The organism is Pseudomonas sp. YeP6b (assembly GCF_025642995.1).
Lineage (GTDB): Bacteria > Pseudomonadota > Gammaproteobacteria > Pseudomonadales > Pseudomonadaceae > Aquipseudomonas.
In genome coordinates this window covers 6,029,394-6,049,471 of the sequence record NZ_CP080090.1, presented here as the reverse complement: position 1 = coordinate 6,049,471, position 20,078 = coordinate 6,029,394, and the positions used below count along the sequence as shown (strand labels likewise).

Sequence of the window (20,078 nt, the reverse complement as noted above, 5' to 3'; positions counted from 1 at the left end):
CTACGCTGTTTATTGGGGAGTGAGTCTTATCTTCAATGAGGTGAGGGGATGGTTGAATCGCAGCGAACTTTAACGAAACCGCAATTGTATGAAGGGCTGATCGACCGTTTAGGTCGGGCATTGGATGCCGCGAGAACCGCAGGCCGATTGCGTGATGAGCAGCCTTTGGAGCTGGAGTTGCGAGGCTTGAGCCAGGCAGAACTTGAACTGATCAAGGGCTACTTGGAATTGAATCACCACCGTGCCTCCAAAGAGCAGGCTTCCCCGCCTGCCCAGGAGCCCTCGCGTTCGGCCAAGGTGATCTGGCTGAAGGATGTGGCTGCCGGTCGCGGTCCCGAAAAGCGTCGGGCCGTGCGGTGCAAGTGAAACACCGCGTTATTCAGTAGCCTTCTCGAAATGTGCTGGTAAGGATTGTCGCTAAACCCCGTTGCATCTAGGCTTCGGGCATCTTTGGAGATGCCCGATGCCTTTTCGTTATTTCATTAAACAATTGCTGTTGCCGCCCGGCATTTTTTTGCTGTTGCTTGCGGTTGCCTGGTGGTTTCGCAAAAGCCGCCCTCGGTTGGCCGGGCTGTGTTTTGCCCTGGGGTTGGGCGGGATGTGGTTGATCAGCCTGCCGGTGATGGTGCAATGGGGCGCGCATGCGCTGGAGACCGAGCCACCGTTGGCCCGTGAAGAGTGGGCAACACTGGCCCAGCGGGCAGACGCGATCGTGGTGCTGGGCTCCGGGCGTGAACGGGGTGACCCGGCGTGGGGCTCCGATCAGCCCACCGGCACTGGCCTTGAGCGCCAGCGGTATGCCGCGCGGCTGGCCAAGGCGTCCGGGTTGCCGGTGTTGACCAGCGGCGGCCTGCATTACGGCACGCCGCCGAGTGAGGCCGAACTGATGGCGGTGTCGATGCAGGATGACTTCGGCGTGGCGGTGCGCTGGAAGGAAGAGCGCAGCCGTACCACCTGGGAAAACGCACAGATGAGCGCCGAGATACTGCTGCCTCAAGGCATCAAGCGTGTGGTGGTGGTGACCCAGGCCTGGCACATGCCGCGTGCGGTCTGGAGCTTTGAGAAGGCCGGCTTCAGCGTGGTGCCGGGGCCGGTGGGCTTTTTGGGCGTGGACAATGCCCGGCCATTGGGTGGCTGGATGCCCGAGTTTGTGTCGGTGTGGCGCAGCGGGCAGTTGATCAATGAGGCGGTGGGGCAGGTGGGGTATCGGGTGTTTTACCGATAAGTCGAAACACAGCAGATTAAGTGTGGGCGCTGGCTTGCCTGCGATGGTGTCGTGTCAGTTGGCCGGTTTTAGCTGGCCCACCGCTATCGCAGGCAAGCCAGCTCCCACATTATTTTGTGTTTAGCCTTTAGACCGTTTTGGACATCCGCCCCGCCAGCAGCGCCCAGCCGAACAACCCCAGGCACACAATGATCAACGGCCACGAGCGCCATTGCAGGTACGGCGTGAGGTTGTGCATCGGCACCACCTCGCCGTACAGAATGCCGCGCTCGAACTGCGGGATCTGCGCAGTAATCTGCCCAAACGGGTTGATCAGGCCAGTCACACCATTGTTAGTGGCACGGATCATCCAGCGGCCGGCCTCCAGCGCACGCATTTGCGCCATTTGCAGGTGCTGCAGCGGGCCAATGGAGCGGCCAAACCAAGTGTCATTGCTGATGGTCAGCAACAAATCGCTTTGGGCCGACAGGCCAGCGGCGAATTCTGGGTACACCACTTCATAGCAAATGAACGGCGCAATCTGATAGCCCTTGGCCTGCAGCATCGCCTGGTCAGACGGGCCACGGGCGAAGTCCGACATTGGCAAATCAAAGAAGGCAATTAGCCCGCGCAGCATGTCTTGCAGCGGCACGTATTCGCCAAAGGGCACCAGCTTCTGCTTCAGATAAGTGCCTTCGCCCTCGCCGACCACGGTGATGCCGTTGAAGTAGCGCTTCTGGTGGTGCACTTCCTGGCGGATCGGCACGCCGGTAATCAGCGCCGTGTGCCGGTCGGCGGCAAACTTGCCCATCATCCCGAGGTAGCCTTCGACAGACTCCTTGAGCACTGGCACAGCCGTTTCCGGCCACACCAGCAGGTCGACGGGCTTGGAGCTGAAGCTCATGTCACGGTACAACGCCAACTGCGCATTAAGCTGCTCGGGGTCCCACTTCATGCTTTGTTCGACGTTGCCCTGGATCGCTGCCACCGTCAGTGGGTCGCCCGAAGGCGAGGTCCAAGCGTGATGTTTGAGTGCCAAGCCTATGGCCCACGGCGCTACCAGCAGCACCAAGCCCGCGCCGATAAAACCGTTGCGCTTGCTCGCCAGCAGGCGCGGCAGGTTGCACAGCACCGCTGCGGTCAGCGCCAGGGCGAAGGAAATCAGCCACATCCCACCCAACGGCGCGAGGCCGGTGAGTGGGCCGTCGAGTTGGCTGTAACCGGAGTACAGCCAGGGGAAACCGGTGAGGAACCAGCCGCGAAACGCTTCCTGGCCGACCCATAGCGCAGCAAACGTCAGCGCGTCGGCCAGCGGTGCTTCATTACGGCGCAACCAACGCGCCCATAGCCAGGCGGGCAGGGCGAAGAACCAGGCAATGGCAGCGGTAAACAGCAGCATCAAGAAGCCAGCCAGCAGCACCGAAGCGCCGCCGAAGTGGTGGATGCTGTAGTAGATCCAGCTGGTGCCGGCGCCAAACAGGCCGAAACCAAAACACCAGCCACGGCCCAAGGCCTGACGTGGCGTCAGCTCGCGCAGGCCGATATAGAAAAATCCGACCGCAACCAGTGCAAACGGCCACAAATCGAACGGCGCCAGCGCCAGGGTGGTGATGGCGCCGGCCACCACGGCCAGCAAGTTACCGGGCCAGCCGGGGCGGGTTAGGCGCTGCATGTCATTCCTTAGCGGGCAATAGGTGTCAGGCGAATCAGGTGAATACGGCGGCTGTCGGCATTCAGAATGCGGAAGCGATAGGCGCCGATCTCGGTGGTCTCGTTACGTTTAGGCAGATGCCCGAACGCACTCATTACCAAGCCGCCAACGGTGTCGAATTCATCGTCGGAGAATTCGCTGTCGAAAAACTCGTTGAAGTTCTCGATCGGCGTGAGTGCCTTGACCAGGAAGTCACCGCTGGGCAGCGGCTTGATGTAGCTGTCTTCTTCGACGTCGTGCTCGTCTTCGATGTCGCCGACGATCTGTTCCAGCACGTCTTCGATGGTCACAAGACCCGCCACACCGCCGTATTCGTCGATCACAATGGCCATGTGATTGTGGTTGGCGCGGAACTCGCGCAGCAGCACATTCAGGCGCTTGGATTCAGGTACGAAGGTGGCCGGACGCAGCAGGTCCTTGATGTTGAAGTTGTCGCCGTTCTCCTTGAGGATCAACGGCAGCAAGTCCTTGGCCAGCAGGACACCCATGACGTCGTCATGGCTTTCACCGATCACCGGGTAGCGCGAGTGCGCCGAGTCGATCACGGCCGGGAGGAATTCCCGTGGGGTCTGGGTCGCCTTGATGCTGATCATCTGCGAACGCGGGACCATAATGTCCCGAACTTGCAGGTCAGCCACCTGGATGGCGCCTTCGACGATGGCCAGCGCTTCGCTGTCCAGCAACTTGTTCTGATGGGCCTCGCGCAGCAGCTCAAGCAGCTCCTGGCGGTTTTTCGGCTCGTGGGCAAAAGCCTGGGTCAGTTTACCCAGCCATGACTTCTGCCCGTTGCTCGATCGGTCTTCGCTCATAGCGATTACTCTAAATCCTTTGTTGTGTCAGTAAGGTGTCGTTTCAGTTTTCGTCGTCTGCATACGGGTCGCGGTGACCCAATTCTGCAAGCAACGTTTGTTCCAGTGTTTCCATTTCCAAGGCTTCGTCATCGTCTATATGGTCGTAACCCAAGAGATGCAAGCAGCCGTGGATGACTAGATGGGCCCAGTGGGCCTCAAGTTCCTTGCCTTGTTCCTTTGCTTCGCGTTCTACCACTTCGACACAGATGACCAGATCGCCCAGCAAGGGGATATCCAGTAATTCATCCGGTACGTCGGCGGGGAAGGACAGCACGTTGGTCGCGTAATCCTTTTGGCGCCAGGTGTGATTCAGTTCACGGCCTTCGGGCTCGTCCACCAGACGGATGGTCAGCTCCGAGTCGGCGGTGCGCTGGCGCAGGGCCAGTGTGCACCATTGGCGGAACTGCGCTTCGCTGGGGGCGGGCGCTTCGGTAGCCAGCTGCAGGTCAAGCTCAAGCATCGCGGCGAACGTCCTTGGCCGGTGCGTCATCCTTGTGTTCGAAGCGCTCGTAGGCCTCGACAATGCGCTGTACCAGCGGGTGGCGGACCACGTCCTTGGGCATGAAGTGCGTGAAGCTGATGCCCGGCACGTCCTTGAGCACCTCGATCACCTGCGCCAGCCCCGATTTGGTGCCCTTGGGCAGGTCGACCTGGGTGACGTCACCGGTGATCACGGCAGTGGAGCCGAAACCGATACGGGTGAGGAACATCTTCATCTGCTCGACGGTGGTGTTCTGGCTTTCGTCGAGGATGATGAAGCTGTTGTTCAAGGTGCGGCCACGCATGTAGGCCAGCGGGGCGATCTCGATCACCTGACGCTCGATCAGCTTAGCCACGTATTCAAAGCCAAGCATCTCGTACAGCGCGTCGTAGAGCGGGCGCAGGTACGGGTCGATCTTCTGGGCCAGGTCGCCGGGCAGGAAGCCAAGCTTCTCGCCGGCCTCGACCGCCGGGCGCACCAGCAGGATGCGGCGTACTTGCTCGCGCTCCAGGGCGTCCACCGCACAGGCCACGGCCAGGTAGGTCTTGCCGGTACCGGCGGGGCCGATGCCGAAGTTGATATCGTTGCCGAGGATTTCTTTGACGTAGCGCTGCTGATTCAAGCCGCGGGGGCGAATCATGCCTTTTTTGGTGCGCAGGGCCACGCTGGCTTCGGCCACTGGGTTGTTGGCCAAATCTTCTACGGCAGATTCCTGCAGGTACAGGTGCACGGTCTCCGGCGACAGCTCACTACCCTTGGTTTCGCGGTAGAGGCGGCGGAGCAGGTTTTCTGCAGACGTGGTGTGTTGAGGTTCACCAATAAGCTCGAACTGATTGCCGCGGTTGCGGATCTCGATGCTCAGGCGTTGTTCGATCAGGCGCAGGTGCTCGTCGAACTGTCCGCACAGGTTGGCGAAACGGCGAGCCTCAAAGGGCTCGAGGAGAAAACGATGGGGTTCTATGGGTGCGTTCAAGGTCGCTTTTAGCCGCCCTTTGGCTGTTGAGATGAAAGAGAGGATAACGCCAGCCGCCGGTGGGCGAAAGCACTTAAATGGACTGGCCTCGATCTCAAGAACCCTGAAGAACCACTGTGGGAGCTGGCTCGCCTGCGATAGCGGTGTATCAGTGCCCGTTGTATCAGTTGGCCCACCGTTATCGCAGGCAAGCCAGCGACCACATTTTGATCTTCATCGGGTCACCGCGATCAGTTGATCAACGACCCACGCAACGAGTGCGGTTGCGCCGCATCAATGTGCACATCGGCGAACTGGCCGATCAGGGTTGGGTTGTCGCAGCGGAAGTTGACGATCCGGTTGTTCTCGGTACGCCCTTGCAACTCGCCCGGGTCCTTTTTCGAGTAGTCGGTGACCAGGATGCGTTGGATCGAACCGACCATTTGTCGGCTGATTTCGAAGCCTTGCTGGTTCAGGCGGTGCTGCAGCGCATTCAAACGTTCTTTTTTCAGCGCTTCCGGGGTGTCATCCGCCAAGTCGGCGGCCGGGGTGCCCGGGCGTTGGCTGTAGACGAACGAGTAGGAGAAGTCGAAACCGACGTCTTCGATCAGCTTCATGGTCTGCTCGAAATCTTTCTCGGTCTCCCCAGGGAAGCCGACGATAAAGTCCGAGCTGATGCAAATACCCGGCACCGCGGCGCGCAATTTGCGCAGTTTGGATTTGTACTCCAGGGCCGTGTGGTTGCGTTTCATCGCCGACAGAATGCGGTCCGAGCCCGACTGCACCGGCAGGTGCAGGTGTTTGACCAGCTCCGGCACTTCGGCGTGGGCCTGGATCAGGCTGTCGGAGAACTCCAGCGGGTGCGAGGTGGTGTAGCGAATGCGCTCGATGCCATCAACGGCGGCAACCACGCGGATCAGCTCCGCCAGGTCGGCCAGGCGCCCGTCGTGGGTCTGGCCGCGATAGCCGTTGACGTTCTGGCCCAGCAGCGTGACTTCGCGCACGCCGTTTTCGGCCAGGTGAATGATTTCCGCCAGCACGTCGTCAAACGGTCGGCTGACTTCTTCACCACGGGTGTAGGGCACCACGCAGAAGGTGCAGTACTTGCTGCAGCCTTCCATCACCGACACATAAGCGCTCGGCCCGTCGATGCGTGGCTCGGGCAAATGGTCGAATTTTTCGATTTCGGGGAACGACACGTCGACCTGCGGCAGCTTGGTGGCGCGCGCAGCGTCGATCATTTCCGGCAGGCGGTGCAGGGTTTGCGGGCCGAAGACCACATCGACATAGGGCGCGCGGTCGCGGATCGCGGCACCTTCCTGGCTGGCCACGCAACCGCCGACGGCGATCACCATGTCCGGGTTGGCCAGCTTCAGTTCACGCCAGCGGCCCAGCTGCGAGTACACACGGTCCTGGGCCCGCTCACGAATCGAGCAGGTATTGAGCAGGATTACGTCGGCATCTTCGGCGCGGGCGGTGACTTCCAGGGCCTGGTGTTCGCCCAGCAGGTCGACCATGCGCGAGCTGTCGTACTCGTTCATCTGGCAACCGTGGGTTTCGATGTAAAGCTTCTTGGCCATGGGAATCATCAACTGGTGGTAAAGAACCGCGCATTATAGGGGGCATGCCCATTGGTTCCTAGCGTTGTGCATCGGGTGCCATGCTATAGTTCGCGCCCTCTTTTATATCCCCGATGTTATCCGCCCACCATGACCAAACGTGAAGCTCCAATCTATAAGGTGATTTTCCTCAACCAGGGCCAGGTGTTCGAAATGTACGCCAAGCAGATCTATCAAAGTGATCTGTGGGGCTTCCTGGAAGTGGAAGAGTTCGTCTTTGGCGAGCGCACCCAGTTGGTCGTCGACCCGGGCGAAGAAAAGCTCAAGGCGCAGTTCGAAGGCGTGGTGCGCAGCTTTGTGCCGATGCATTCGATTGTGCGCATCGATGAAGTTGAGCGCCTGGGCACACCGAAGATCAGTGAAGCGCGTGGCACCAGCAATGTGATGCCGTTTCCGATGCCGATGCCTGAGAAGTAGGGCGTTAGACCCAAGTGTGCCCATCGCAGGCAAGCCAGCTCACACATTCGACCCGTTGGAATGCCGTTCAGTGTGGGAGCCGGGCTTGCCCGCGACAGCGGTAGAAGGGTTTAGCAGAATTTAAGGCAGCGGCGAGAACGGCGAACGCCCATCCGCACTCTGCAATTCCTGCAAGTAATTGCGGAAGATCTGACCCAGCACCTGGGTTGCCACTTCCAACTCATCGCGCTGCATGTGCTCGGCGACTTCGTCGGCGGTGTCCAGTGCATCTTCGGCACCGTTGACCGCGGCCATCTTCAGCACGATATACGCCTGGACGTTATTGGCCGGCACGCCTTCGCCTTTGAAGAACATGGTGCCCAGCTGGAATTGCGCCTGGGCATGGCCCTGCAACGAAGCTTTCTCGAAGTAGCTCAAGGCTTTGTTGAGGTCTTGGGCAGGGTTTTTGTCGTCGTGGTAGTACTCGCCCAACTCGTATTGCGCCTGCGCATCCCCGCCGTCGGCCTGTTTCTGGCACGCGCTCAGGGCTTCGGCCTGGCTGTCTGGCTGGGTATTGAGGGTGCAACGACCCATCGCTGGGATTAACAACGAGTTGCCGCCTGCTTGGGCATGTGCCAACAGCGGCTGAAGGAGCAACAGGCAGCCCAGAACCAGGGTGCGGCCGGTGCGTTTCATGGGAATCGACTTACCTCTGACGGGGCGCGCGGACCCTCGGGGGTCCAATAAGCGCGCATTATGAAATAAGCAGGCCCCTGCTTACAAAGTCTTTACTCGTTTTTCTGCTGCTTAGGCAAGTTATCTGCCGGATTGCAGGCGATTTCTCGAAAAATGCAGGAAATCTCTGTAAGCAAAGTAGCAAATTCTGACGCCACCAAGGGCAACGTCAGATTTTTATGTCGCTTATTTCAGGGCGGCGAAGGCGCGCTCGGCAGCATCCAGGGTCAGTTTCAACTCTGCATCGCCATGGGCGATCGAGGTGAAGCCGGCTTCGAAGGCGCTCGGCGCCAGGTAAACGCCGCCTTCCAGCATCAAGTGGAAGAAGCGTTTGAACATGTCCGCGTCGCTGCCCATCACGTCATCAAAGGTGACGATATCGTCGGCGTCACTGAAGTACAGGCCGAACATACCGCCGGCCTGGGTGGTGACAAACGGGATGCCGGCAGCATCGGCGCGCTGTTGCAGGCCATCGAGCAGGCGAGTGGTGTAGTCGGTCAGCTCGGCGTGGAAGCCCGGGCGGCTGATCAGGCGCAGGGTGGTCAGGCCGGCGGCCATGGCCAGTGGGTTACCCGACAAGGTGCCTGCCTGGTACACCGGGCCCAGTGGCGCGATGTGCTGCATGATTTCGCGCTTGCCGCCGAAGCAGCCCACTGGCATGCCGCCACCGATGATCTTGCCGAAGGTGCTCAGGTCTGGCGTGACGCCGTAGTAAGCTTGGGCGCCACCGAGGGCGACACGGAAACCGGTCATCACTTCGTCGAAAATCAACACCACACCATGCTTGTCGCACTGTTCGCGCAGGGCTTCGAGGAAGCCCGGTGCAGGCGGTACGCAGTTCATGTTGCCGGCCACCGGCTCGACGATGATGCACGCCACCTCTTGGCCGACTTCGCTGAGCATCTGCTCGACGGCGGCGCTGTCGTTGAACGGCAGGGTCAGGGTGTGCTTGGCGAAGGCCGCCGGTACGCCGGCCGAGCTTGGCACGCCCTGGGTCAGTGCGCCGGAACCGGCTTTCACCAGCAGGCTGTCGGAGTGGCCGTGGTAGCAGCCTTCGAACTTGATGATGCTGTCGCGGCCGGTAAAACCACGGGCCAAGCGAATTGCACTCATGGTCGCTTCGGTGCCGGAGCTGACCATGCGCACCATTTCCATCGACGGCACGATCGAGCACACCAAATCGGCCATCTCGGTTTCCATGGCGGTCGGTGCGCCGTAGGACAGGCCGTGTTGCAACTGCTGACGCACCGCGTCGAGCACGTCCGGGTGGCTGTGGCCGAGGATCATCGGGCCCCAGGAACCGACATAGTCAACGTAGCGCTTGTCATCCTCGTCGGTGACGTAGGCGCCTTCGGCATGCTTGAAGAACAGCGGCGTGCCGCCCACGCTCTTGAACGCACGCACGGGGGAATTCACACCGCCGGGGATGTGTTTCTGGGCATTGGCAAACAGGGTTTCGGAACGGGACATGGTCGGGCTCTCTAAACTGAAATTTTAAGAAGATCGTTGAATGCGCGGGCGCGGCGCGTGACTTCCTGGGTGCTGTCGGCACCAAACAGGCCGTGCACCACGGCGAGCAGGTCAGCACCGTGGGCCACCAGTGGTTCGGCGTTCTCCAGGGTGACGCCGCCGATCACGCAGATCGGCAAGTGCAAGCGCGCGCGGGCCTGGGCCAGCATCTCAACGGTGGCGGCAGGTGCGCCGGGCTTAGTGTTGGAATTAAAGAAGCGACCAAAGGCAACGTAGCTGGCGCCTTCTTTGGCGGCCTGCTCGGCCAGTTCGATCTGGCTGTGGCAGGTGGCGCCGATGATCGCTTTGGAACCGAGCAAAGCGCGGGCCGGGGTCAGCGGGCCGTCGGTTTGGCCCAGGTGCACGCCGACGCCCAGGCGCGCGGCCAGTTCGGCGTCGTCATTGATAATAAGCTGAGTTTTGTAGCGCGAGCACAGCTCGCGCAGTTTTTCCGCTTCACGCAGGCGGCGGGCTTCGTCGCTGCTTTTATCGCGGTACTGCAGCAAGGTCACGCCGCCGTCCAATGCCGCTTCGACATAGGCGAGGAATTTGCCGGCCAACAGTTGGCTGTCGGTAATGGCGTACAGGCCACGTAGTTTCATCGGGCAGGCCTCTTTTGCTGTTTAAGAGCAGAAATCCAGCGGCAAACGGCGCGGCACGAATTGGCCCTGGCCGAGTTGTTCGGCGTCACGCAGGGTGCGCCACGTGTAGTTGAGCGCGGATTGCACGGCGCTGACCAGGCCTTCGCCCTGGGCGATGCGCCCGGCCAGTGCACTGGCAAGTGTGCAGCCCGAGCCGTGATAGCTGCCGGGCAGGCGCTGGCAGGTAAAGGTCTGGCGCGTGCCGTCGCGGCTGTACAGGCGGTTGTGCACTTGATGCTCGTCGCCGTGGCCGCCAGTGATCAGCAGGTGTTTGATGAACGGCAGCAGTTTCTCGGCGCATTCGTCCGCAGTGCCTTCAGGCAACTCGGCGAGGATGCGCGCTTCAGGCAGGTTTGGTGTGGCGATCAACGACAACGGCAACAGCCGCTCGCGCATGGCATAGCCGACTTCGTCCTTGCCCAGGCTGCCACCGCCGCCGGCCCGCAGCACCGGGTCGCATACCACCGGCAGGTGCGGGTGCGCCTGCAGCAGTTCGACCACGGTGTCGACCATCACGGTGGAGCCGAGCATGCCGAGCTTGACCGCCGCGACTTCGGAGTCGCTGAGCACGGCATTGGCCTGGGCCAGTACCCACTCGCGGTCGAGCACGCGGAAATCGCTGACATTGACGGTGTTCTGCACAGTCAAGGCAGTGACGGCCGCGGCCGCATGACAACCTTGGGCGAGCAGGGCTTCGATATCTGCCTGCAAGCCGGCGCCACCACTGGGATCATGGCCGGAGAGACAGAGAACAACAGGGCGAGAGCTGTAGATATTCATGGTGCGCGAGCTTACCACCAAACGCTTTTGGCGTGGCCGTCTGGCGAAGGCTGAATTTCGCCGCTATTCAGGCGCGATTATGGCTGTTGGCTAGTATCGAGTATTGCTTCATAAACGTGCTGAAAGCCTTGTTCTAGAGCCTTTCAAAAAATTATTTCAATGGTGTCCAATGGCCTCCAACGGCTATGCTAGAGTGGATCCAAATAACTTACTGTATCGCCGGTATACGTCTTCTCAAAAGGAATGGGGGCATTTGACATAACCGGACAGGCCACGCTGGGGCTCTATGCGCTATTTGCTGATTTTATTATTGTGCGGGCTGCCGATGCTCGCCGGCGCCGTCGAGTTCAACCAGAGCACTCGAAGCCTGCCGCTGGGCCGGGTCATGCAAGTGCTCGAAGACCCCTCCGACGCCCTCACCATCGCCCAAGTCAGTTCCCCCGCTTACGCCGCCCAATTCAGGACCCATGACAAAGCCACCCTTAATGCCGGCTATTCGCGCTCGGTGTTCTGGCTCAAGGTCGACCTGCATTACACCGCCACTGAGGCCCGCGCCCCGCGCACCTGGTTCCTGGAACTGGCGTACCCACCGCTGAACCGGCTGGACCTGTACCAGAACGATGGCACCGGCAACTTCCGGCTGACCACCCGCACCGGAAGCGCGTTGCCGTTTGCCAGCCGTGAAGTGCGCCAGAGCAACTACCTGTTCAAGCTCAACTTTGTGCCCGACCAGCATCAAACGGTGTACCTGCGCCTGCAAAGCCAAGGCTCGATTCAGGCTCCGTTGACGCTCTGGTCTGCCACGGCCTACATGGAAGAGCAGCCGCTGCGCCTGTATGTGCTGGGCGCAATCTACGGTGTGTTGCTGGGAATGCTGGTCTACAACCTGTTCATCTACCTGAGCGTGCGTGACACCAGCTACCTGTATTACATCCTCTATATCGCCTCGTTCGGCCTGTACCAACTGTCGGTCAATGGCGTGGCCGTGGAGTACTTCTGGCCCAACAACCCCTGGTGGGCGAATGCGGCGGTGCCGTTCCTGATCGGGTCGGCGGCGCTGTTTGGCAGCCTGTTTGCGCGCAGCTTCCTGCACACCGCGCAGCACAGCCGCTGGCTCGACCGGATATTGCTGGCGCTGGCGGCCGGCGGCGCGGCGGTGATGGTGTTGGCGCTGCTGACCAGCTACGCCGTGGCCCTGCGCCTGGCCACCGGTTTGGCGCTGGTGTTTACCGTGACCATCTTCGTCGCCGCCATCAAGGCCTGGTATTGCGGCCAGCGTATGGCGCGCTACTTCATCATCGCCTGGTCGGCGTTCCTGCTCGGTGGGGTGGTCAACACCCTGATGGTGTTGGGCTACTTGCCCAATATGTTCCTCACCATGTACGCCAGCCAGCTTGGCTCGGCGATTGAAGTGGCGCTGCTGTCCCTGGCCCTGGCCGACCGCATCAACGGCATGCGCGAGCAGCAGGCGCAGATCCTGTTCGACGCCAGCCAGAAGCTCGAAGTGCTCAACCAGCAATTGGCCCGCAGTAACCGTCTCAAGGACGAATTCCTCGCCACCCTGACCCACGAATTGCGCACCCCGATGAACGGCGTGATCGGCTCCTTGGAGCTGATGCAAACCGTGCCGCTGGACGATGACCTGGCGCAGTACCAGCAAACCGCCGCCGGCTCGGCGCGGGACATGATGCGCATGGTCAACGGGATTCTCACCCTGACCGAACTGCAAGCCGGGCGCCTGAGCGCCCAGCCCCAAGTGTTCAGCCTGCGTGGCGCCCTCGACACCTTGCGACAGCAGTTCAGTGCCAGTGCGCAGAGCAAAGGCTTGGAGTTTTCCATCGACGTGGCGGATGAACTGCCGGACCGGGTGATCGGCGACGCCGACAAGCTGATCCAGTGCCTGGACTGCCTGCTCGACAACGCCTTCAAATTTACCCACAAAGGCGCCGTGCGCGTGCGTGTGGTGGGTGTTCCACACAGTGATGGCAGCTTGCGCCTGAGCTTTATCGTGACCGACAGCGGGATCGGCTTTGCTTTCCTTGACGAGGCCACGCTGTACCAACGCTTCTTCCAGCTCGACGGCTCGACCACCCGCGAATATGGCGGCATGGGCATCGGCCTGGCGATTTGCCGGCAGTTGATCGAACTGCTCGGTGGGCGCCTGACCCATCATTCCGAACCGCGCAAGGGCAGCCGCTTCCAGTTGGAGGTGAGCGTGAACCCGGTGCCGCCCGAGCCCAAGGCGGCGACCCACGGGCCCTTCACGCAACGTGCGCCCCACGAGTGCACGGTGCTGTTGGTGGACGACAACAGCGTGGGCCAATTGGCAGTGCGCGGCATGTTGCTCAAGTTGGGCTACCGGGTGAAAGCGGTGGATAACGGCCCGTCCGCGCTGGCGATGTTGCAGAGTGAACCCTTCGATGCGGTGTTGTTGGATGTGCCTGAAGGCGGTTTCTCGTTGTGCTGTCAGATACGAGCGTTGCCGGGCTGTGGCGAACTGCCGGTGATCGCCCTGAGTACGTCACTGAATGTGTCGGAGCGTGAGCGCTGCCATGGCATCGGCATCACTGATCGGCTGGCCAAACCCGTGCGTTTCGACGCGTTGCAAGCCGTGCTGGAGCGGCGCTTGCTGTGCCCGCTCGAGGGCGAAAGCGCCGAGCTTTAGGCGGCTATGCCACTTTTTTAACGCCGATGACGGTGCTTAACTGAAATTCAGGCCTCAACTGCACGCGGCCTTTTTTCAGGAGCCCCGTCATGAACCTGCACCCGTTCGCCGAAACCCACGACGTCACCAATCAGCCACCGTCCTTGGACGGCACTAACCTGTACCGCATCGACTTGCCCTTGCAAGACTGGTCGCGCCGCTTCGGCGCCGGCTGGGCCGAAGCGCGTATCGAGGCTTATGGGGCGCTGGCGGGTGGGCCGCTGATGGAGGCCGGGTTCCTGGCGAACCAGAATAAACCGGTGTTCAACAGCCATGACCGTTATGGTCATCGCATCGATCGGGTGGAGTTTCACCCGGCTTACCACGACCTGATGCGCACCGCCGTTGAGCATGGTCTGCCGTCGTTGCCGTGGGCGCATCCGCAGTCCGGTGCCCACGTAGCCCGCGCCGCCATGACTTACCTGCACAGCCAGGCCGAAGCCGGCACCGGCTGCCCGCTGACCATGACTTTCGCCTGCGTACCGGCCCTGCGCCTGCAGCCGGATCTGGCGCAGACCTGGCTGCCGAAAATCCTCACTACCGAATACGACCCGCGCAATGTCGGCATCGCCCACAAGGCTGGCGCCACCATCGGCATGGCCATGACCGAGAAACAGGGCGGCACCGACGTGCGCGCCAACACCACCCGTGCTTATCCCGTGGGCACGGGCGGCCCCGGGCAAGCCTATGAACTGGTTGGGCACAAGTGGTTCTGCTCGGCGCCGATGTGCGATGCGTTCCTCACGCTGGCGCAGACCGACAAAGGCCTGACCTGTTTCTTACTGCCTCGGCACCGCCCGGATGACACGCGCAACGAGTTCTACATCCAGCGCCTGAAAAACAAACTCGGCAATTGCTCCAACGCCTCCAGCGAAGTGGAGTTTCGCGGCGCGCTGGCCTGGATGATCGGCGAAGAAGGCCGTGGCGTGCCGACCATTATCGAAATGGTCGCCATGACCCGCTTTGACTGCATGGTCGGCTCCAGCGCTTTGATGCGCCAGGCGCTGACCCAGGCCAGCCATCATTGTGCGCATCGCCTGGTCGGCGGGCGCATTCTCAACGAACAGCCGCTGATGCAAAACGTACTGGCCGACCTGGCTCTGGAAAGCGAGGCGTCCCTGGCCTTGAGCATGCGCATGGGCCGCGCGCTGGATCACCTCGATAACGAGCAGGAAGCCAAATTCGCCCGGCTGGTGACGGCGGTGGGCAAGTATTGGATCTGCAAACGCGCGCCGGCAATGATCAACGAAGCCGCCGAGTGCATGGGCGGTGCCGGGTATGTAGAGGACAGCATCCTGCCGCGCCTGTACCGTGAGGCGCCGGTGAATTCGACGTGGGAAGGCTCCGGCAATGTGCAGTGCCTGGACGTGCTGCGGGCGCTGTCCAAAGAGCCGGGTGTGCTGGAGGCGTTGTTTGTCGAACTGGGCGATGGGCAGGGCGACAAGCAACTGGCGCGGCATATCGAGCAGCTTAAGTCGGCGTTTATGGATACCCAGGATATTCAATACCGCGCGCGGCAACTGACCGAGGATATTGCCGTGGCGTTGCAGGCCAAGTTGTTGCTGGAGGCCGGGAACGCGGCGGTCAGTGATGGGTTTATTGCCAGCCGCTTGGGTGAGTCGTCCGGCCGGGTGTATGGCACCTTGCCGCGTGGTGTGGATGTGGAGGCGATCGTCGCCCGTTCCACGCCCCATATTTCTGAATAAACACGGTTCAAAATGTGGGAGCTGGTTTGCCTGCGATAGCGGTGTGCCAGCCCCCAGATGTATCAATGACCCACCGCCATCGCGGGCAAGCCCGGCTCCCACAGGGATTGCACGCCTCTTGAGATAAGTACTCCAATTCAAAGTTTGCGTCTGGCCGGGATACAGGCAAGATAAAGGCCTGCAAGTCAGAACACAGGATGCTTACCGTGACCGAAGCTTTTGTTGTTGTTCAAACCGCCGAAGAAGCCGTGGACCGGCTGGCGGCTCTTCATGAGCGTGCTACCGGCGCGCTCAATCAAGCCCTCAAGCAATACCTCAAGGACCGCGTCGAACCTGATGCCGCACAACGCGCACTGTTTCGCTACCCGGAGCTGCGCCTGACCTACCACTGCCACGGCGAAGTCCCACAGACCACTCGGGCGTATGCCAAGGTCCAATTGCCGGGCACCTACAGCGTCACCGTCACTCATCCGGCCGCGTTCCGTAAGTATCTGCTGGAGCAACTGGTGCCGCTGATGCACGACTTCACCGTGACGGTGGAAGTCGGCGTGAGCCAACAGAATATCCCGTACCCGTACGTGGTGGAGCAGGGCGACGAACTGGCCGGTTCCGGCGTGACCGCCGCGACCCTGGCCCGCGTGTTCCCCAGCACCGACCTGTCCGCCGCCACCGACGGCATTGCCGATGGCCTCTACGACTGGGAAAACACCGACCCGCTGCCGCTCGCGCTGTTCGATGCGGCCCGCGTGGACTTTTCCCTGCGCCGCCTGGTGCACTACACCGGCAGCGACTGGCGCCATGTGCAGCCTTGGATTTTGCTGACCAACTACCACCGCTATGTCGACCAGTTCATCTTGCATGGCCTGGAGCAGTTGCGCAGTGACCCACGGTTTATCCGCATGGTGCTGCCGGGCAACGTGATCATCGACAAAAGCATGGACCACGGCGAAGCCTCGGCGATTGCTGCCGGTGTGGTCTGGCACCGTTACCAGATGCCGGCCTACCACCTGCAGGCCACCGACGGCCACGGCGTGACACTGGTGAATATTGGCGTCGGCCCGTCCAACGCCAAGAACATCACCGACCACCTGGCCGTGCTGCGCCCGCATTGCTGGCTGATGATCGGCCACTGTGGCGGCCTGCGCCAATCCCAGACCATCGGCGACTATGTATTGGCCCACGCCTACATGCGCCGCGACGGGATTCTCGACCGCGTAGTGCCGCCGAACATCCCGATCCCGGCCCTGGCCGAAGTGCAGATGGCCTTGCAGCAAGCGGCGGCCAACGTCACCGGCGAAAAAGGCGAAGAGCTGAAAAAGCGCCTGCGCACCGGCACTGTGTTGACCTACGACGACCGTAACTGGGAACTGCGTTGGGCCCAGGAACGCCCGCTGATCAACCTGTCCCGCGCCGTGGCCGTGGACATGGAAAGCGGCACCATCGCCGCCCAGGGTTACCGCCTGCGCGTGCCGTACGGCACCTTGTTGTGCGTATCGGACAAACCGCTGCACAGCGAGATCAAGCTGCCGGGTTCGGCCAACGCGTTCTATGAGCGTGCGGTCAGCCAGCACTTGAAGATCGGCATCGAGGCGGTGGATTTGTTGCGCACCGAACTCAACTCGCTGCACTCGCGCAAACTGCGCAGCTTCGACGAGCCGCCGTTCCGCTAAGCGGTTGGGATGGTTATTTAGCGGTCAGGCCACTAGCATTGTCGGTCCTGACCGTTAGATGTTCCTTTGCCATGTCCCGTCCCACCCGTCCCGATTCGCGCCGCCCTGGCGTGAAGCCTCCGCATTCTGCCGCGCGTCGCGTTGCCAAGGCGCCTCCGGCCGAGCCGAAATTGGTCCTGTTCAATAAACCCTTCGACGTGCTGACCCAGTTCAGCGACGAAGGCGGGCGCGCGACCCTCAAGGACTTTATCGACATCCCCGGCATTTACCCGGCCGGCCGCCTGGACCGTGACAGCGAAGGCTTGTTGCTGCTGACCAACGACGGCCAGCTACAGGCGCGGATTGCCGACCCCAAGCACAAACTGGCGAAAACCTACTGGGTGCAAGTCGAAGGTGAGCCGAGCGAAGAGCAACTGCAACGCCTGCGTGACGGCGTGGAGCTTAACGACGGCATGACCTTGCCCGCCGAGGCCCGGCAGTTGGACGAGCCTGAGTTATGGCCGCGCAACCCGCCGGTGCGCTTTCGCAAAAGTGTGCCGACGCATTGGCTGGAGTTGGTGATTCGTGAGGGGCGTAACCGCCAAGTACGGCGCATGACGGCGGCGGTGGGTTTACCGACCTTGCGTCTGGTGCGCGTGCGAATTGGTGACTGGTCGATTGATGGCCTGGACCAAGGCCAATGGAAGGAAGTGCCGGCGCGGTTATAGGGCGCCGGACTCGATCAGGCCGATCACCACGCTCTTGATGATGAACGCGGCCACGCCCAGGCCCAGCACGAAGAACAGGATGAACGAGCCAAAGCGCCCGGCTTTGGATTTCTTCGCCAGGTCCCAGACGATAAAGCCCATGAAAATGATCAGGAGGGTGACCAGGCCGGTCATCATCCATTCTTCAAACAGGGCGGGGTCGATGTTGTTCATGGGTTTTTTCCGACAAAGGCAGGCGGGCAAGTATACGGCAGCGTCACAGACGCAACATTGACCTGGGTCTTGACGCGGTCAATGTGGGAGCTGGCTTGTCGGATCGCCGCACCGCTGCGATGGCATCAACTGGGGCTGGCTGACACCCCGAGTTGTCTACATCGCAGGCAAGCCAGCTCCCACAGTTGATCTTCAGTGCTCTTGAGATCAGGTACGCAGGTGCGTCAGCGGCAGCTCGGTGCTGTTGAGCACCTGGTTGAGCACAAAGCTCGAGCGCACGCTGGTCACGCCTTCAATACGGGTCAAATGCCCCAGCAGCAGTTTCTGGTAGTGGTCCATGTCCGGCACCACCACTTTCAACTGATAGTCAGCATCCATCCCGGTCACCAAACTGCACTCCAGCACTTGCGGCAGGGTGCGGATGGCGGCCTCGAAGTTCTCGAAACGCTCGGGTGTGTGGCGGTCCATGCCGATCAGCACATAAGCCGTGAGGCTCAGGCCGAGCATCTTGCGGTCGAGCAAGGCGACCTGGCGCGCGATGTAGCCGTCGTCTTCCAACTGCTTGACCCGGCGTGAGCAGGGCGACGGCGACAGGCCGATGCGCTCGGCCAACTCCTGGTTGGAGATCCTCGCGTCGCGCTGCAATTCCGCCAAAATACTCAGATCGTATCGGTCAAGCTTGCTCATTGGGTTGGCCTTTGTCGTAACTATTGCGGTGAATTATCTATGAAGGGTTAAAAATTGCGCAAGCACTGTTTATTGACGCAATCTTCGCAATCATCTGTCGGCACGCCGAGCCTATGATTACCAACAGAATCACCGCCTGGACAACAGTCCACTTACAGCGAGCCCAATCAGGCCCGCTGCGGCCGCCGCCCCAACAGGGTTGAGCCGGCCTCCAGGCTGCACACTGTCCACAAGACGGCGTGAGGTGAGCCAACGTCAAAAGCGTTGAGCACGGACGAAATTCTCAAGGGGTGGCCGACGGGTCACCCCTTTTCTTTTGTGTGCGTTTTTTACCTACGAAAATAACGCTCGTGACTGATAACCTCTCTCAGAACCGGGCGGGGCTTTTCCAGTCTCATCTATGAGGCCGGACGTTCTAGGCCCTTATCCGCAGTGAGGAATAGCATGAAGCGCATCTGGCGTATGGCAGGTGTAGGTTTGCTGATGATGAGCGTCGGCACGCAAGTATTGGCCGACGACCCGCGCTCTGAAGGGGGCGGTCAGCATGAAAGAGGTCCCGAAGGCGGACGGCAAGGTAGCGAACAGCCGCGCCCGCAAAATAACCAATCACGGCCGCAGAACAATCAACCGCGCCCGGAAAACAACCCGCCGCGCCCGCAGAACCAGCACGTTGATCGCGCCGAGCAACAGCCGCACGGCGGCGGGCAGTGGCAAGGCCGCCCGCAAGGTGCCGAGCAGACTCGGCCAGCGCCTGCGCCTGCGAATAACCTGCCGATCCAAGGGCGCCCGGACACCGTGCGCCAGACCCAAGAACCGCGCCAGGGTTACTACCGCGACATCCCGCGACGCAACGACGGCAACCCGCATTGGGAGGCCGGCGGCCCAGGTTCGCGCCCGGGTAATAACGGTGGCGGCTTCAACAATGGCCACCCCAATGACAACCACTGGCCAGGTCGCCCGAATGGGCATGGCAATGGCTGGGGCCCTGGCCCGCAATACCGTCCGGGCTACATGGTCGACCGTTTCCCCGACCGCAATTACCGCGTGCCTTACCGTGGCCAGGATTATTTCTTTTCCGGCGGCTACTGGTATCGCCCGCAAGGCCCGCGCTATGAGGTGGTGACGCCGCCATACGGCATCCGCGTGCAATACCTGCCCGACTACGCGCGGGAAGTGTGGGTGGGCAGCGCGCTGTTCTTCCTCGCGGCCGGTTCGTATTACACCTATGAAAACGCCACTCAGCAGTACGTAGTGGTGCAACCACCAACAGAAGTGCCGACGCCCCAGCCCGCGCCGCAAGGCAACGGTTATGACGTAGTGGCCTACCCGGCCAACGGCCAATCACCGGCTCAAGTGCAGCAGGACGGCTACGATTGTTATCGCTGGGCGGTGCAACAAAGTGGTTTCGACCCACGCACCGTCACCTACGCCCCGGACCCTGCGGTGGTGCAAACCTACCGTCAGGCCCAGGGCAACTGCCTCACCAGTCGTGGGTATCAGGTGCAATAGGGC

At 61.3% G+C, this 20,078-nt stretch carries 19 protein-coding genes; 8 read left to right on the top strand and 11 right to left on the bottom strand.

Translation table 11 applies throughout. The features are described 5' to 3' along the window. The first annotated feature begins 48 nt into the window (after positions 1–48). Both KZH41_RS27300 and KZH41_RS27295 read left to right on the top strand, forming a co-directional pair. Positions 49–366, top strand: coding sequence for a hypothetical protein (locus tag KZH41_RS27300; protein WP_094951260.1), 318 nt, complete (start codon positions 49–51; stop codon positions 364–366). Between the two features lie 97 nt (positions 367–463). Further along, positions 464–1,225, top strand: a complete 762-nt coding sequence (locus KZH41_RS27295; protein ID WP_263274041.1) for a YdcF family protein — start codon at positions 464–466, stop codon at positions 1,223–1,225. Between the two features lie 127 nt (positions 1,226–1,352). Here the strand turns inward: KZH41_RS27295 and lnt are convergent, their stop codons facing one another. The 5 genes from lnt to miaB form a co-directional block, all read right to left on the bottom strand. Further along, positions 1,353–2,876 (bottom strand): apolipoprotein N-acyltransferase, encoded by a 1,524-nt coding sequence (gene lnt / locus KZH41_RS27290; RefSeq protein WP_242152860.1) that lies wholly within the window; start codon positions 2,874–2,876, stop codon positions 1,353–1,355. Positions 2,877–2,884: 8 nt separating this feature from the next. Beyond that, a complete protein-coding gene (locus tag KZH41_RS27285; protein WP_015373027.1) occupies positions 2,885–3,724 on the bottom strand; it encodes an HlyC/CorC family transporter in 840 nt (279 codons plus the stop codon). A gap of 43 nt (positions 3,725–3,767) precedes the next feature. Then, the gene (ybeY, locus tag KZH41_RS27280) at positions 3,768–4,226 is read right to left on the bottom strand and encodes an rRNA maturation RNase YbeY (RefSeq protein WP_094951263.1); all 459 of its coding nucleotides are present in this window, start codon (positions 4,224–4,226) and stop codon (positions 3,768–3,770) included. After that, a complete protein-coding gene (locus KZH41_RS27275; RefSeq protein ID WP_094951264.1) occupies positions 4,219–5,220 on the bottom strand; it encodes a PhoH family protein in 1,002 nt (333 codons plus the stop codon). Before KZH41_RS27275 ends, ybeY begins: the two co-directional genes overlap by 8 nt. Before the next feature lie 230 nt (positions 5,221–5,450). Next, positions 5,451–6,779, bottom strand: a complete 1,329-nt coding sequence (miaB, locus tag KZH41_RS27270; protein WP_094951265.1) for a tRNA (N6-isopentenyl adenosine(37)-C2)-methylthiotransferase MiaB — start codon at positions 6,777–6,779, stop codon at positions 5,451–5,453. Positions 6,780–6,908: 129 nt separating this feature from the next. Here miaB and KZH41_RS27265 point away from each other — a divergent pair, with 129 nt between their 5' ends. Then, on the top strand, positions 6,909–7,235 hold the full coding sequence (locus KZH41_RS27265) for a DUF1820 family protein (protein WP_003194436.1): 327 nt from the start codon (positions 6,909–6,911) through the stop codon (positions 7,233–7,235). A gap of 120 nt (positions 7,236–7,355) precedes the next feature. On the opposite strand, the gene KZH41_RS27260 is transcribed toward KZH41_RS27265, so the two are convergent. From KZH41_RS27260 to KZH41_RS27245, 4 genes are all read right to left on the bottom strand, one after another. After that, on the bottom strand, positions 7,356–7,910 hold the full coding sequence (locus KZH41_RS27260) for a tetratricopeptide repeat protein (RefSeq protein WP_094951266.1): 555 nt from the start codon (positions 7,908–7,910) through the stop codon (positions 7,356–7,358). 225 nt (positions 7,911–8,135) lie between these two features. Continuing rightward, positions 8,136–9,419 carry a glutamate-1-semialdehyde 2,1-aminomutase gene (hemL, locus tag KZH41_RS27255; protein WP_094951267.1) on the bottom strand — a complete coding sequence of 428 codons (1,284 nt, stop codon included), beginning with the start codon at positions 9,417–9,419 and terminating at the stop codon, positions 8,136–8,138. Between the two features lie 11 nt (positions 9,420–9,430). Next, complete coding sequence (gene thiE / locus KZH41_RS27250; RefSeq protein WP_242152853.1) at positions 9,431–10,060, bottom strand: thiamine phosphate synthase; 630 nt, start codon at positions 10,058–10,060, stop codon at positions 9,431–9,433. 21 nt (positions 10,061–10,081) lie between these two features. Further along, positions 10,082–10,879 carry a hydroxymethylpyrimidine/phosphomethylpyrimidine kinase gene (locus tag KZH41_RS27245; RefSeq protein WP_263274040.1) on the bottom strand — a complete coding sequence of 266 codons (798 nt, stop codon included), beginning with the start codon at positions 10,877–10,879 and terminating at the stop codon, positions 10,082–10,084. 286 nt (positions 10,880–11,165) lie between these two features. Here KZH41_RS27245 and KZH41_RS27240 point away from each other — a divergent pair, with 286 nt between their 5' ends. The 4 genes from KZH41_RS27240 to KZH41_RS27225 all read left to right on the top strand — a co-directional run bounded on the left by KZH41_RS27240 (position 11,166) and on the right by KZH41_RS27225 (position 17,666). Then, the gene (locus KZH41_RS27240) at positions 11,166–13,544 is read left to right on the top strand and encodes a hybrid sensor histidine kinase/response regulator (RefSeq protein ID WP_094951270.1); all 2,379 of its coding nucleotides are present in this window, start codon (positions 11,166–11,168) and stop codon (positions 13,542–13,544) included. A gap of 89 nt (positions 13,545–13,633) precedes the next feature. After that, entirely contained in the window at positions 13,634–15,289 is a 1,656-nt protein-coding gene (locus tag KZH41_RS27235; RefSeq protein WP_094951271.1) for an acyl-CoA dehydrogenase family protein, read from the top strand. A gap of 197 nt (positions 15,290–15,486) precedes the next feature. After that, a complete protein-coding gene (gene amn / locus KZH41_RS27230) occupies positions 15,487–16,959 on the top strand; it encodes an AMP nucleosidase (protein WP_164487962.1) in 1,473 nt (490 codons plus the stop codon). Between the two features lie 71 nt (positions 16,960–17,030). After that, positions 17,031–17,666, top strand: coding sequence for a pseudouridine synthase (locus KZH41_RS27225; protein ID WP_094951273.1), 636 nt, complete (start codon positions 17,031–17,033; stop codon positions 17,664–17,666). Here the strand turns inward: KZH41_RS27225 and KZH41_RS27220 are convergent. Both KZH41_RS27220 and KZH41_RS27215 read right to left on the bottom strand, forming a co-directional pair. Beyond that, positions 17,661–17,870: a DUF2788 domain-containing protein gene (locus tag KZH41_RS27220; RefSeq protein ID WP_025858220.1), complete on the bottom strand. Its 210-nt coding sequence runs from the start codon at positions 17,868–17,870 to the stop codon at positions 17,661–17,663. The genes KZH41_RS27225 and KZH41_RS27220 overlap by 6 nt on opposite strands. A 216-nt stretch (positions 17,871–18,086) precedes the next feature. Next, positions 18,087–18,566 carry an Lrp/AsnC family transcriptional regulator gene (locus KZH41_RS27215; protein WP_003194418.1) on the bottom strand — a complete coding sequence of 160 codons (480 nt, stop codon included), beginning with the start codon at positions 18,564–18,566 and terminating at the stop codon, positions 18,087–18,089. A gap of 444 nt (positions 18,567–19,010) precedes the next feature. Here KZH41_RS27215 and KZH41_RS27210 point away from each other — a divergent pair, with 444 nt between their 5' ends. Continuing rightward, complete coding sequence (locus KZH41_RS27210; protein ID WP_242152844.1) at positions 19,011–20,075, top strand: DUF6515 family protein; 1,065 nt, start codon at positions 19,011–19,013, stop codon at positions 20,073–20,075. Positions 20,076–20,078: the final 3 nt, after the last annotated feature.